General features: G+C 70.6%; 13 protein-coding genes. 5 read left to right on the top strand and 8 right to left on the bottom strand.

The window, feature by feature from the left end:
• Positions 1-60 precede the first annotated feature (60 nt).
• The 3 genes from ABR737_RS38825 to ABR737_RS38815 all read right to left on the bottom strand — a co-directional run bounded on the left by ABR737_RS38825 (position 61) and on the right by ABR737_RS38815 (position 2782).
• On the bottom strand, positions 61-765 hold the full coding sequence (locus ABR737_RS38825; RefSeq protein ID WP_350255856.1) for an alpha/beta hydrolase: 705 nt from the start codon (positions 763-765) through the stop codon (positions 61-63).
• A 223-nt stretch (positions 766-988) separates the two neighbouring features.
• Positions 989-1792: an alpha/beta fold hydrolase gene (locus tag ABR737_RS38820; RefSeq protein WP_350255855.1), complete on the bottom strand. Its 804-nt coding sequence runs from the start codon at positions 1790-1792 to the stop codon at positions 989-991.
• 198 nt (positions 1793-1990) lie between these two features.
• Positions 1991-2782, bottom strand: a complete 792-nt coding sequence (locus tag ABR737_RS38815) for a metal-dependent hydrolase (protein WP_350255854.1) — start codon at positions 2780-2782, stop codon at positions 1991-1993.
• Between the two features lie 971 nt (positions 2783-3753).
• On the opposite strand from ABR737_RS38815, the gene ABR737_RS38810 reads away from it, so the two are divergent.
• On the top strand, positions 3754-6267 hold the full coding sequence (locus ABR737_RS38810; protein WP_350255853.1) for a DEAD/DEAH box helicase: 2514 nt from the start codon (positions 3754-3756) through the stop codon (positions 6265-6267).
• A gap of 52 nt (positions 6268-6319) precedes the next feature.
• A complete protein-coding gene (locus ABR737_RS38805) occupies positions 6320-7183 on the top strand; it encodes an acyl-CoA thioesterase (protein WP_350255852.1) in 864 nt (287 codons plus the stop codon).
• A gap of 16 nt (positions 7184-7199) precedes the next feature.
• Here ABR737_RS38805 and ABR737_RS38800 read toward each other — a convergent pair whose 3' ends face one another.
• Both ABR737_RS38800 and ABR737_RS38795 read right to left on the bottom strand, forming a co-directional pair.
• Positions 7200-8093: a DUF6397 family protein gene (locus ABR737_RS38800; protein ID WP_350255851.1), complete on the bottom strand. Its 894-nt coding sequence runs from the start codon at positions 8091-8093 to the stop codon at positions 7200-7202.
• A gap of 79 nt (positions 8094-8172) precedes the next feature.
• Complete coding sequence (locus tag ABR737_RS38795) at positions 8173-8580, bottom strand: roadblock/LC7 domain-containing protein (RefSeq protein ID WP_350255850.1); 408 nt, start codon at positions 8578-8580, stop codon at positions 8173-8175.
• 165 nt (positions 8581-8745) lie between these two features.
• Here ABR737_RS38795 and ABR737_RS38790 point away from each other — a divergent pair, with 165 nt between their 5' ends.
• Positions 8746-9174 (top strand): PPOX class F420-dependent oxidoreductase, encoded by a 429-nt coding sequence (locus tag ABR737_RS38790; protein WP_350255849.1) that lies wholly within the window; start codon positions 8746-8748, stop codon positions 9172-9174.
• A 57-nt stretch (positions 9175-9231) separates the two neighbouring features.
• Here ABR737_RS38790 and ABR737_RS38785 read toward each other — a convergent pair whose 3' ends face one another.
• Entirely contained in the window at positions 9232-9846 is a 615-nt protein-coding gene (locus ABR737_RS38785; protein ID WP_350255848.1) for a GTP-binding protein, read from the bottom strand.
• A gap of 341 nt (positions 9847-10187) precedes the next feature.
• Here ABR737_RS38785 and ABR737_RS38780 point away from each other — a divergent pair, with 341 nt between their 5' ends.
• Positions 10188-10811 carry a class I SAM-dependent methyltransferase gene (locus ABR737_RS38780; protein ID WP_350255847.1) on the top strand — a complete coding sequence of 208 codons (624 nt, stop codon included), beginning with the start codon at positions 10188-10190 and terminating at the stop codon, positions 10809-10811.
• 224 nt (positions 10812-11035) lie between these two features.
• Here ABR737_RS38780 and ABR737_RS38775 read toward each other — a convergent pair whose 3' ends face one another.
• Entirely contained in the window at positions 11036-11293 is a 258-nt protein-coding gene (locus ABR737_RS38775) for a hypothetical protein (RefSeq protein WP_350255846.1), read from the bottom strand.
• A gap of 201 nt (positions 11294-11494) precedes the next feature.
• Here ABR737_RS38775 and ABR737_RS38770 point away from each other — a divergent pair, with 201 nt between their 5' ends.
• Positions 11495-12277, top strand: coding sequence for a hypothetical protein (locus tag ABR737_RS38770; RefSeq protein ID WP_350255845.1), 783 nt, complete (start codon positions 11495-11497; stop codon positions 12275-12277).
• Between the two features lie 229 nt (positions 12278-12506).
• Here ABR737_RS38770 and ABR737_RS38765 read toward each other — a convergent pair whose 3' ends face one another.
• On the bottom strand, positions 12507-12689 hold the full coding sequence (locus ABR737_RS38765) for a tail-anchor membrane protein (protein WP_030077786.1): 183 nt from the start codon (positions 12687-12689) through the stop codon (positions 12507-12509).
• Positions 12690-12826: the final 137 nt, after the last annotated feature.

Raw genomic sequence — 12826 nt, 5'->3', positions numbered from 1 at the left:
AGCCGACCGCAGCGCGCGCGGCCTCCGCGAGGTCGCCGCGAGGACGTCGCCGGCGCGGGATCAGGGCCCGGAAAGGCTCCCGGCCCGGGACGGCAGCGGGGTACGCAGGTCGCCGGAGGGGGCGGGCGACGGCCCCGCTCCAAGGACGGCGAGCACAAAGGCCGTGGTGAGGGCGCGGACGTCGTCGGCCCGTTTGATCAGGTAGTGACGGCCGTCGGGCACCTCGTACCGGCCCAGGTCCGGCACCACTTCGCGGGCCCGCCTGGCGTACTCCAACGATCGGGCGGCGCTCGCCGCACTGCGGTCCCGCTCACCGTGGATGATCAGCACCCGGCGGCCCGCCAGATGCTCCACCGGGTCGCCGCCCGGCAGCCAGGGGGCGATACCGGCCACACCCACCACGGAGGGGTGGCCGGCAGTCCAGAAGGCAGCGCGACCACCGAGCGAGTTGCCGATCAGTACGACGGGGACGTCGCCGTAGCGACGGCTGATCTCGTCCAGCGCCCAGCGGGTGTCGACGGCCGTGTCTGCGGCATCACCGTTCCAGCCCCGATAGCGGTAGTGGAGCAGGTGCACGGCGATGCCGTCGGAGCGTCCCCGCTCCGTGAGTTCGGCCACCAGGTCCTGCAGTCCCACCTCAGCGATCTTCAGCGGCCCCCGCCGACTGCGGACGAACCCACCGGGCAGCAGCAGAGCCACCGCCTTGACCACGCCCTCCCCTTGCCACTCCGTCAGCGCTGCACTGCGTTCGCGCGATGTGAACACGCCTACCCTCCCCATCGATCAGACCCGTTCCCGCCATCTCGCGGCAGGACGCGCGCGGCCGGGCAAGCAAGCACCGCGTCCGTCCGCACACCACGAAACCGCTGAGGGGAACCCGGAAACGTTCCCGGTCACCTGCTTGAGCCGGCGGCATCCGGCCTTCACCGGACGGACTGCGGCCCGTTGGGCACACCACCTCGGCACACCCCTCAGCCCCGGCGAGAAGTCAGCTGAACACCCGCTCGGCCGCCTCCCGGATCGCGTCCGCCAGTACCTCAGGGGCTGTGAGGTGAGCCGCATGCCCCTGGCCCGCGAGGGTGCGGACCTGGGCCGTGGGCAGGGTGACCGCCAAGTCGGCCAGTCGCTCCCGCAGGTGCGCCGGGCTCATGTCGCCCTCGACCAGGGTGGTCGGCACATCGAGCCGCCTGAAGCGGTCGATGCCGACCCCGAGCGCATCGAGCGCATCGACATCGGCGACCTGCCCCGCCGCCTTCGAAGCGAACACAGCCAGCCCCGTCGGATCCACGACCAGGGTGTCGACCAGTTCCGCGGGGAGTTGGACGATGTCCCGCAGGTGGATCCGCATCGCCTCACCCGGATCCCCTGCGGCGAGGGCCTCGCGGGCGCGCCGGGCCGCCTCCGCTCCGACCAGCGAGCTGGTGGGCATCGGCGGCTCGTAGAGGAACAAGCCTGCGAACATCCCGGGCGCCGACAAGGCGGCTTCCAACACGGCCACCGCACCCGAGGAGTGACCGACCACGAGCACAGGCCGGTCGAGGAGTCCGGCGATTGCCAGCACGTCCGCCGCCTCGACAGCCATGGAGTGCATCGGCGGGATACTCGCCCCCGGGGCATAGACGCGCCGGGTCATCCTGACCACCCGGAAGTCGTCGACCAGCGACCGCATGACGCCGTCCCAGGACGTGGCGTCCCCACCGCCCCCGTGTACGAGGAGCAGCGTCGGCCCTCTGCCGTGATCGAGAGCAGTGACGGGCGTGCCGTCAGTGGAGGTGGTGACAAGTTCAGCCATGCGGGCAATTCTGTGCCGCTGGGCCTACAACGCACCGACATTCCACCGACAGCGACGGTCTGCAGGCTCCGTGCCGACCCCGCGGGTCAGAGCCCACGAGCGCGCCCGCTTCGTGAGGCTCGCGGGAAGGACGCAGGACCTCCCCCATGCCTCCGCATCAGCCTTCGGTGACCGGGTCGCGCACGTCAGAGATACACGTCAGAGATAGCCGAGCGCGCTCAGCCCGCCGACGCCGCCCAGCAGCATGAACACCGGCATCAGTATCTTCAGCTCCACCCAGCTGCCGGCCTTGAAGCGCATGCCCTTGGGCGGGCCCACCGGGTACCAGCGCTTGCGGCCGATCGGGATGGGCCACAGGACGGGGCAGCCCGAGACGGTCAGGGCATCGCCGATGTCGTGGACGAGCGCTCCGAGTACGACCGGGAGCCCCAGCCAGAGGTACTGCTGCCCCGGCTCGCTGAACAGCCAGCTCGCGCCGTTGCCCGGCTGGTCGAGAATGCCGGCCAGGATCCAGGCCGAGGCGGCGCCCAGCAGCCACACCAGCACATCGCTGGAGACCCGCGCCGCCCGCCACAACAGCCCCTCGATGGCGAGCACCATATGGACGAAGAGGATGCCGAGGACGGCCCAGCGACCGCCCTGCATCGCCAGCAGCGACATCCCGGCGCCGACCAGCACGGCCCACACCCAGGTGTGGGTGAGCGTGCGGTGGCCTCCGTTGCGGTTCGAGTCACCGCGCATCTTGGTCGCCTTGTAGACCGCGTGCGAGATCGCGTCGACCAGTTCGCACAGCCACCGCGAGAGCGGCCCGAAGGCCCGCGAGATGGTCGCGGACTTGTGGTCGAGGTCCGGGGCGAGTGCCGCACCGGCACAGATCAGAGCTCCGCAGACGAGCACCGGCCAGGGCATGGGATGTCCGGCGGCAGCGGCCGCCGCACCCGCCCCCAGCCAGGCCGCGGCCCCGGACAGTGAGTGCGCCGGTCCCATCATGGTTGTTCCCACCCCTTGTTCTCTTGGTTCTCTTGCGCTCGTGCTCCGGCGCGGACGGTGTGCCTCTCGTACTGCTGAGCCGCGCCCCTGACGCCCGGTCGGCGACTCAGCGTAGCGTCAGATGATCTCCCTACGAGGAGGGGGTGAGGCCACGCCCGCACAGGCACACGAGCGCACGGACACATGGGCACATGGGCACACGCCCCGCACGGGCGCAGCGTCCGCAGGACCGGCTGACGGACAGGCGGCGGCCATGGGCACCGCCCAGGGTCCACTGCTCGTCCCGCGCCCCTTCCTGTCTGTCGTCCCGGATGATGCCATCGGGGCGCGCCCTGCAGGCGACGCCAACTGCTCGGACGGTGAATGCCGTTGGGATGGCCCTCCCGCCTGGCCCCTAACTAGGGAGGCCATCTCACGCGCCTCCTCCCCCACGACGATCGGCGATCGGAGGTGGGTCGTCGACGATCGGTCGTCGCAAGTCGGTGATGGGCTGGTCGGTGGTGGGTCGTCGACGATCGGTCGTCGCAAGTCGGTGATGGGCTGGTCGGTGGTGGGTGGCCGGTGGTGAGTGGCCGGCGACCGGGCGACCGGGCGACCGGGCGACCGGGCGACCGGGCGACCGGCGAGGACCGGAACGGTCCGAAGCGTCCGCCCCTACGCCCCACGCGTGATCTGCGCCACGCACCCTCCGGGCGTCGGCGCAGAGGGTGATGCCGGCGGCAACCGTGTGACCTCAACTCTGTACGGAGGGTAATGGGGCGGCGCCTCTCTCCCCTCCCGTTTGCGCCACGACGGGGCGTATTTCCGCAGGCCGGGGGCGCCGGAACGGCGTCCCGAGCCGGCGCCGGGGCCGGGAGGGCAGGGTCCGGGGGCCTTCCGGGCGGGCGGCCACAGGCCTCGTCGATCTTGAACCGGGCTCCCTCCGGGTCGCCGGTTCCCTGATCCGGGCCGAAGACAGGCAGTATGGGGGCGTGACCCTCATCGATCATCTCCCGAACGACGCCGACCCCGATGCCCTCTTCGAAGCCTTTTCGGGCTGGGCCGAGCAGCAGGGCATTTCGCTCTACCCTGCCCAGGAGGAGGCGCTGATCGAGGTGGTCTCCGGGGCGAACGTCATCCTGTCCACCCCGACCGGTTCCGGTAAGAGCCTGGTGGCGGCCGGCGCGCACTTCACCGCGCTCGCCAATGATCAGGTCACCTTCTACACCGCCCCCATCAAGGCGCTGGTCTCGGAGAAGTTCTTCGACCTGTGCAAGATGTTCGGCACCGAGAACGTCGGCATGCTCACCGGTGACGCCTCGGTCAATGCCGATGCCCCGGTCATCTGCTGCACTGCCGAGGTCCTTGCCTCGATAGCGCTGCGGGACGGGAAGGACGCCGACATCGGCCAGGTCGTGATGGACGAGTTCCATTTCTATGCCGAACCGGACCGTGGTTGGGCCTGGCAGATTCCGCTGCTGGAACTTCCGCAGGCGCAGTTCATCCTGATGTCGGCCACGCTCGGCGATATGTCGCGCTTCGAGGGGGACCTGACCCGGCGCACGGGGAAGCCCACGTCGGTGGTGCGCTCGGCGACGCGGCCGGTGCCGCTGTCGTACGAATACCGCACGACGGCGATGACGGAAACCCTCACCGAGCTGCTGGAAACCCGCCAGGCGCCCGTGTATATCGTGCACTTCACCCAGGCCGCCGCCGTCGAACGGGCGCAGGCGCTGATGAGCATCAATATGTGCACGCGTGCCGAGAAGGACCAGATCGCGGAGCTCATCGGGAATTTCCGGTTCACCACCAAGTTCGGCCGGAATCTGTCGCGGTATGTCCGCCATGGCATCGGCGTGCACCACGCCGGGATGCTGCCGAAGTACCGCAGGCTCGTCGAGAAGCTGGCACAGGCAGGCCTGCTGAAGGTCATCTGCGGCACGGACACCCTCGGCGTGGGGGTCAATGTCCCTATTCGTACGGTTTTGTTCACCGCGCTGACCAAGTACGACGGGTCGCGGGTGCGGACGCTGCGGGCACGGGAGTTCCACCAGATCGCGGGTCGCGCAGGACGGGCCGGCTTCGACACCGCGGGCTTTGTGGTCGCACAGGCCCCCGAGCATGTCGTGGAGAACGAGAAGGCGCTGGCCAAGGCGGGCGATGACCCCAAGAAGCGCCGGAAGGTGGTGCGCAAGAAGGCACCGGAGGGCTTCGTCAACTGGGGTGAGAACACCTTCGAGAAGCTGATCGCGTCCGACCCGGAGCCGCTGAACTCCCGCTTCCGGGTGACCCACGCGATGCTGCTGTCCGTGATCGCCCGGCCGGGCAATGCGTTCGAGGCGATGCGCAAGCTGCTCGAGGACAACCATGAGCCGCGCCGGAATCAGCTCCGGCACATCCGGCGGGCCATCGCGATCTACCGCTCGCTGCTGGACGGCGGGATCGTGGAGCGGCTGCCGGAGCCGGACGCCGAGGGCCGGATCGTCCGGCTGACCGTGGATCTTCAGCAGGACTTCGCGCTCAATCAGCCGCTGTCGACGTTCGCGCTGGCCGCCTTCGACCTGCTCGACCCGGAGTCGCCGTCCTACGCGCTGGACATGGTCTCGGTCGTGGAGTCCACACTGGACGATCCGCGCCAGATCCTGGCCGCGCAGCAGAACAAGGCCCGGGGCGAGGCGGTCGCCCAGATGAAGGCCGACGGCGTCGAGTACGAAGACCGTATGGAACGGCTCATGGACGTCGAGTACCCCAAGCCGCTGGAGGAACTGCTCTTCCACGCCTACGGCCTGTACCGCAAGAGCCACCCGTGGGTCGGCGACCATCCGCTGTCGCCGAAGTCGGTCATCCGCGATATGTACGAACGCGCCATGACCTTCACGGAGTTCACGTCCTTCTACGAGCTGGCCCGCACCGAGGGAATCGTGCTGCGCTACCTGGCGAGTGCGTACAAGGCGCTGGACCACACCGTCCCGGACGATCTGAAGTCCGAGGACTTCGAGGACATCATCGCCTGGCTGGGCGAGATGGTGCGGCAGGTCGACTCCAGTCTGCTGGACGAGTGGGAACAGCTCGCCAACCCGGAGGTGGAGACGGCCGAGCAGGCCGCGGAGCGGGCGGATCAGGTCCGGCCGGTCACGTCCAACGCGCGGGCGTTCCGGGTGCTGGTGCGCAATGCGATGTTCCGGCGGGTGGAGCTGGCGGCGCTGGACAAGGTCGAGGAGCTCGGCGAGATGGACGCCGATTCCGGCTGGGACGTGGACGCCTGGGGCGAGGCGATGGACGCCTACTGGGACGAATACGACGAGCTGGGCACCGGCCCGGACGCGCGCGGCCCGAAGCTGCTGCAGATTCAGGAGGATGCCGAGCACGGACTGTGGAAGGTGCGGCAGACTTTCGCCGACCCGAACGGTGATCACGACTGGGGCATCTCCGCGGAGGTGGACCTGGCCGCCTCCGACGAGGAGGGGCGCGCGGTGGTGCGGGTCACGGATGTGGGTCAGTTGTGAGGCGACGGCTTCGACCGAGGCCGCCGAAGGATCTGACGGAGGGCCACCGGTCATGACCAATCCCGCCGAAAAGCTGGTCGATCTGCTGGACCTGGAGCAGATCGAGGTGAACATCTTCCGGGGCCGCAGCCCGCAGGAATCGTTGCAGCGGGTCTTCGGCGGGCAGGTCGCGGGCCAGGCGCTGGTGGCTGCCGGGCGGACCACGGAAGGGGACCGCCCGGTCCACTCGCTCCATGCGTACTTCCTGCGCCCGGGCCGGCCCGGGGTGCCGATCGTGTACCTGGTCGAGCGGGTCCGCGACGGGCGGTCCTTCACCACCCGCCGGGTCGTCGCCGTCCAGCAGGGACGCACGATCTTCAATCTGACCGCCTCCTTCCACAAGCCGGAACCCGGCTTCGATCACCAGTTGCCGCTGCGTCGGGTGGTTCCCGACCCTGAGGAGCTGCCGACGGTCGCGGAAGAGGTCCGCGAGCGCCTGCGCAGCCTGCCCGAGTCGCTGGAGCGGATGGCCCGCCGGATGCCCTTCGAGATCCGGTATGCCGACCGGCTGCGCTGGACCCCGGAGGAGATCGAGGGCGCGGAACCCCGCAGCGCGGTGTGGATGCGCGCGGTGGGTCCGCTGGGCGACGACCCGCTCGTGCACACCTGCGCGCTGACCTACGCCAGCGATATGACACTGCTCGACGCCGTCCGCATCCCCGTCGAACCCCTCTGGGGCCCGCGCGGGTTCGATATGGCCTCGCTCGACCACGCGATGTGGTTCCACCGTCCGTTCCGCGCGGACGAGTGGTTCCTCTACGACCAGGAGTCGCCCATCGCCACCGGCGGCCGCGGCCTGGCCCGCGGACGGATCTACGACCGCGAGGGCAGACTGCTGGTCTCGGTCGTCCAGGAGGGATTGTTTCGTCCTGTCTAATCCCGGAACGGGTTGTTCAGGGCACTGCAGGAAGTGTCCGACCATCCCAGGAAGGGCTGTTCAGAAAGCTCGGGGACTGACCCGGGCGGGCGACGGCGGAGGGTACGGCGACCGGTGTCCGCGGGCGGCCCGGGTCTTCCCTGCGGGCCCTTTCCAGGCAGCGGGAGAGATGGACGCGGTACCACAGGACTTCGTCGAACTCATCCGCCGTCAGGACGCGTTCGAAGGATTCCCTGGCGGCCGGGGTCACCGTGATCACGGAGGCCAGGGTGGGCCTGAGCCGGCGCAGCAGGGACCGCTCCAGCGGGTTCTCGGCCACCGAGGCCAGTTCCTCCGGCGGCAGCACGGCGGCGATCACCGCGGCCGCTTCCCAGGGATCGTCGGTCTGCCCCATGAGCTGGGCGATCCGCCGGCTGCGCCACTGGCGGGCCCGCCAGTCCTGTCCGCTGTCGAGCATCACCCGCATCGCCGCCGGGGTGTTGCCCCGCATCAGGTCGGGTTCACGGTCGGCGAAGTCGGCCACCTCGGCCGCGAGATAGAGCCAGACCACCGCGCCGAAGCGGTTCACATAGAACCGGACGGGGCCCAGACAGCCCGCCCGGGTCAGGCGGACCGCCCGGCCGGGCCCGATGCCCATGAGAGCGGCGGCCTCGGTCGTGCTGACTGCGCGGATCCGCTCGCGGAGCGCGTCCGGGAAGCCCGGCTCGGCCTGTAGCCGGGCGATCTCCTCCGCCGGAACCCGGCGCCGGCCGAGCGCTCCGGCTCCGGCCGGCCGACCGTCGGCCCCGGCCGCGGCCGTCCGTACTTCGCCGAGCTGGGTGGCGAGCTCCAACTCGCCTGTCCGCAGCTCCAGTTCGCGGGCCGCCCGCCCCGTCGTGAGCGTCTGCTGCCCGTCGCACACCACTGTCATGTCGCTTCCCCCGCACCTCGTTCGATCACTGACAGTGACGACGATAGCCGCAGGCGGCGACAGCGGGTCAACCCCCGCCTCAGACCTGTGGATAACTTTCCGGCTGGCGGGCCGCGACGGCCAGATGCTCCCCGACGCGATTGACCAACAGCGTCATTTCGTAGGCGATCTGCCCCATGTCGGCGTCGGCGCCCGCCAGCACGCACAGACAGCTGCCGTCTCCCGCGGCCGTCACGAACAGCACTCCGTCGTCGAATTCGACCATGGTCTGACGCACCCGGCCGATTCCGAAGTGCAGCCCCGAGCCCTTCGCGAGGCTGTGCAGTCCCGAGGCGACCGCCGCGAGATGTTCGGCGTCCTCCCGCTCCAGTCGCTCGCTCGCCCCGGTCACCAGCCCGTCGTTGGAGAGCACCAACACGTGCCGTACCTTCTGCACCCGCTTGGTCAGATCGTCCAGCAGCCAGTCGAGTCCGCTGCTCAATGCCATTGCTGCTTCCTCCCCGTGTCTCCGTCCGCATCCCTGGCCGGACGGCAGCCCGCGGTCCGCGAACTGCCGTGCCAGCCTGTCCCACCTCCGCCGTCTCGGCAAGCGGCCCCGCGGTCCGGCGTGCCACACGGTGCGTGTGCGGGCCGCATGGCTGAGGATGTCGGCATGGCACACAAGATGACGAAGGATGAGTGGCAGAGGTTCCTTTCCGAGGGCACGCGTACCGGGAAGCTGGCGACCGTACGGGCCGACGGCAGCCCGCACCTCGCACCGGTGTGGTTCCTCCTGGACGGTGACGAGCTGGTGTTCAACACCGGCGCGGACACGGTCAAGGGACGCAATCTCGCCCGGGACGGCAGGGTGGCACTGTGCGTCGACGACGATCGGCCACCGTTCGCTTTCGTGTCCGTGCAGGGAACAGCGGAGATCAGCGACGATCTGACGGACGTCCGTCACTGGGCGACCCGGATCGCGGCCCGCTACATGGGCGAGGACCGTGCGCAGGAGTACGGCGCCCGCAACGGCGTTCCGGGCGAGGTGGTGGTCCGGGTCAGGATCGACAAGGCCGTCGCCCTCGCGGGTGTCGCGAGCTGAGGGGCACGGGTGCGTGGCGCGCGCCGTCCGGCGTCCGCGCCACCTCCGCCCGCCAGTTCAGCCCACCGAGTCCAGCACCCGTGCGGAGTGCCGCCGCCCCGCGTGCTCGACGAGCCGGACCAGCACTTCCTTGCCGGAGTCCCGGTCCCTCGCATCACAGAGCACCACCGGGGTACCACGGTCCAGGTCCAGTGCGCGGGAGACCTCGTCGGCCCCGTAGGACCGGGCCTCCGCAAAGCAGTTGACGGCCACCAGGAACGGGATCGCCCGGCGCTCGAAGTAGTCGACGGCCGGAAAACAGTCCTGCAGCCGCCGGGTATCGGCCAGCACCACGGCGCCCAGCGCACCCTCCGAGAGGTCGTCCCACAGGAACCAGAAGCGGTCCTGTCCGGGGGTGCCGAAGAGGTAGAGGGACAGTCCCTGCCTGATGGTGATGCGGCCGAAGTCCATCGCCACCGTGGTGGTGCCCTTGGCGTCCACTCCCCCGGTGTCGTCCACCGTCTCGCCCGCCTCGCTGAGCCGTTCCTCCGTGCGCAGCGGGTGGATCTCGCTGACCGAGCCCACCAGGGTTGTCTTGCCGACGCCGAAGCCGCCCGCGACTAAGATCTTCAGGGTCAACTCGGCGTCGGGGCCCGGGGCTGCGCCCTCCGGGGCCCCTTGTGCGGCGTTCATCTGCCGTCTCCTCCAGGATGCAGGGTCCTGCGCGTCACGGGGTGTACGGATCCACGGCTCGACGAAGGGAGCCTTCGGCGGCGGAGGGCCGTCCGAAATCCATGGCGTGGACCGTACCCCCCGCTGAGGGGGATTTCCCCGGATTCGCCAAAGCCGCCACGTCTTCGGATCAAGAAACTCATCAACCGTCCCCTTCATGGTAGTTGGACCCCTGTGGGGCACCACCGGGCAAGCGGGAGGCCGAGCGGGTCACGTCCGGGAGCGGGTCGGAGGACGGGCGCCCCGACGACCTACCTGTACCGTCTCCCTCCCCCTGACCGTTCCGCCCCCGGAGGAGCCCGATGACCGGCCAGCACGGCGACCACCACGCCGACCGCCCGCACGAGGTCCGGGCGTTCTTCGCGCCACGCGCCGCCGGCTGGGATGCGAAGTTCCCCGGCGACGGTCCCGCCTATGCGGCGGGCACCGCCGAACTGGGCCTCCGGGAGGGCGACCGGGTGCTGGACGCCGGCTGCGGCACGGGGCGCGCGCTGTCCGCGCTCCGGGGAGCCGTGGGAGCGCGCGGGACGGTGCTGGGCGCCGATCTCACGCCCGAGATGCTGCAGGCCGCCGTACGGGCCGGGCGCGACCGCTACGCGGCGCTGCTGCTCGCCGACGTGACCCGGCTGCCGCTGCCCGACGCCGCGCTGGACGCGGTCTTCGCCGCCGGGCTCATCTCCCATCTGCCGGACTCGGCGGGCGGCCTCACCGAACTCGCCAGGACCGTACGTCCCGGTGGCCGGCTGGCGCTCTTCCACCCCATCGGGCGGGCGGCCCTCGCCGCCCGCAAGGGCCGCCCGATCACCCCCGACGACCTGCGTGCCGAGCCGAATCTGCGGCCCCTCCTGGCGGCGTGCGGCTGGGACCTGATCCGGTACGAGGACCGCGACTCCCGCTACCTGGCGCTGGCGGTACGCCGGGCGTAGCGGGCCATCCGGGCGGGGTCTGACCAGAGGCCCTGGCCGGGGCTGCCTGCCCAAGGGGCGGGGTACCCGGTGAACGGCGCCAGCCGTAGGCGTCGCGCCACCGCTTGGGCGTCTCCACGGACGTGCGGAGGACAACGTGCAGACGACATAGCGCCATAGCCCCGCACTTGGCGGCAGCCGCCCCTTCGTCCGCCGACGTTCGCTGACTTTTCCGACGGCCAATTTCAGGGGCGTGGGCGGTCGTTGAAGGGCATGCGCGTGGGATCCGCCACGGCCAGGGCCTTCGTGAGCGGCATCCCGGTGCGGCCGGCGAGCGCCAGCCGCTCCCGGACCTCGCGCGGGGTGCGCGGGCGGTAGCCGGGTCCCGTACCGCAGCAGCCGCCGTGGAAGGCCAGTCCCGCACGCAGGACGGCCTCCAGGGCGCGCCGGCCTGCTGCGTCGCGCCGCCTGGGGACGGCGAGGTCGGCGCCCGCGTCGATCAAGCTCGGCGCGGCACTGCGGGCAGCGGCCCGGCCCCCGTGAGGTTGCCGTCTTCTTCCACGCGGCCCGGCAGCCCAGGCACACGAAGTGCATCCGGCTGCTGTAAAAACACATCTGCGCAGCGTATGGCTGGTGACAAGCCCGTACCGAGCCAATTAGGGTGCGCCGACATACTCCGCGATGGATTGGATGGGGAGGCTCGCGTGCCCACGACCGAGAGCGCCGACAACGACCAGTTGTTCGTGCTGACGGCGGTGCTGCTGACGCCCGCGCAGTTCCCGAGCGTGCTCGGCGACGACTACCCCGAGGTGTGTGCGGGCCTCGGCCTCGAACCGTACGCGGAGGGCTACGGGCTGGTCCTCGGTCAGGACAGTGACGGCGCGCGCTGGACCGTGGCGACGGAGGACGTGTCGCTGGTGGCCTGTGCGATCGCGGCCTGGGACTGCGGGATGGAGTACGACCTCTCCCCCGGGGAGCACAGCATCGTCGGAGCGCTTCCCGGCTGGCCGCTCTCGCTCGCGGTGGCGGCGCCGGGTGTGCCGCAGCCGCACGATCCGGAGCCGCAGGAAGGCGACCCGGCGCCGCTCGCGCCGCCGGACGCCGAGGAGTGGGGGCCTGCGCAACGGCGGCTCGGCGCGGACGAGATCGCCATGCAGTGGGCGGCGTGGCGCGAGCAGGTGGATGACGAGGACACCTTTGCCGAGCCGGGGGATCATGCGCACAAGGGGGTGCGGAGGGTGCTGGAGGAGGCGCACGGTTATGTGAGCGAGCCGCCGCCGCCCGGGCGGGTGCGGTCGTCGTTCGCGGCCGGTGAGGCGCGCACCCTGCGGGTCGACGGTCCCGGCTGGAGCATGGTCGCGCGTACCGATGACATTGCGTTCGTGCTGCTGGACGACGAACCGGGTGAGGTGCATCCGGTGGGGCGCGGGCCTGCGCTTCCCGCGCTGCTCTCGTCGCTCGACGAGTTGGCGGCACGGCCGGTCTGAAGCGGACTGATTTCGGCGGACTGCTTCGGCAGGCTGCTTCGGTGGGCTGTTCGCGCGGGAACGGGCAGGGCGCGGGCGGGACACCGGGGACGAAGGGCGGAACCGTCCGAGGCGCAAGCCAGGCAAGGCCCAAGCCGACAAGGCTCAGGCCGGGCGAGGATGCCGGACAGGTGCTGGACGGGCGCCGGGCGGACGGCGCGGCGTGGCGCGGGAGGGCGCTCGGGCTCGGTCAGCGGCCGATCTGTTTGCGGCTGACGCGGCGGAGCCGGCGTCGTTGGGAGGAGTCGAGCGTCAGATACGCGACGGCCGGGACCCCGACCATGACCAAGAGGGCCGCCCAGAAGGGCAGCAGCCACAGCAGGATCACTCCCACCGCCACGCCGCCGACCGCGACCTTCGCCTGTGTGGACATCCTTCACGCCCCTTCCGCGGCGTACGCCGCGCTCTGTGTACTCCATTGAACGCCGTTTTCGCGTAACAGGTTCCATGTATTCGCGCCCGGTCCTGTACTCTCGGGCGCTTCAGGCGCCAGTAGTCAAACTTGAGGAG

The sequence above is a fragment of the Streptomyces sp. Edi2 genome, from assembly GCF_040253635.1.
Classification (GTDB): Bacteria; Actinomycetota; Actinomycetes; order Streptomycetales; family Streptomycetaceae; genus Streptomyces.
Note: the sequence above shows the minus strand (reverse complement) of the source record. Positions and strands in the feature narration are given on the sequence as shown.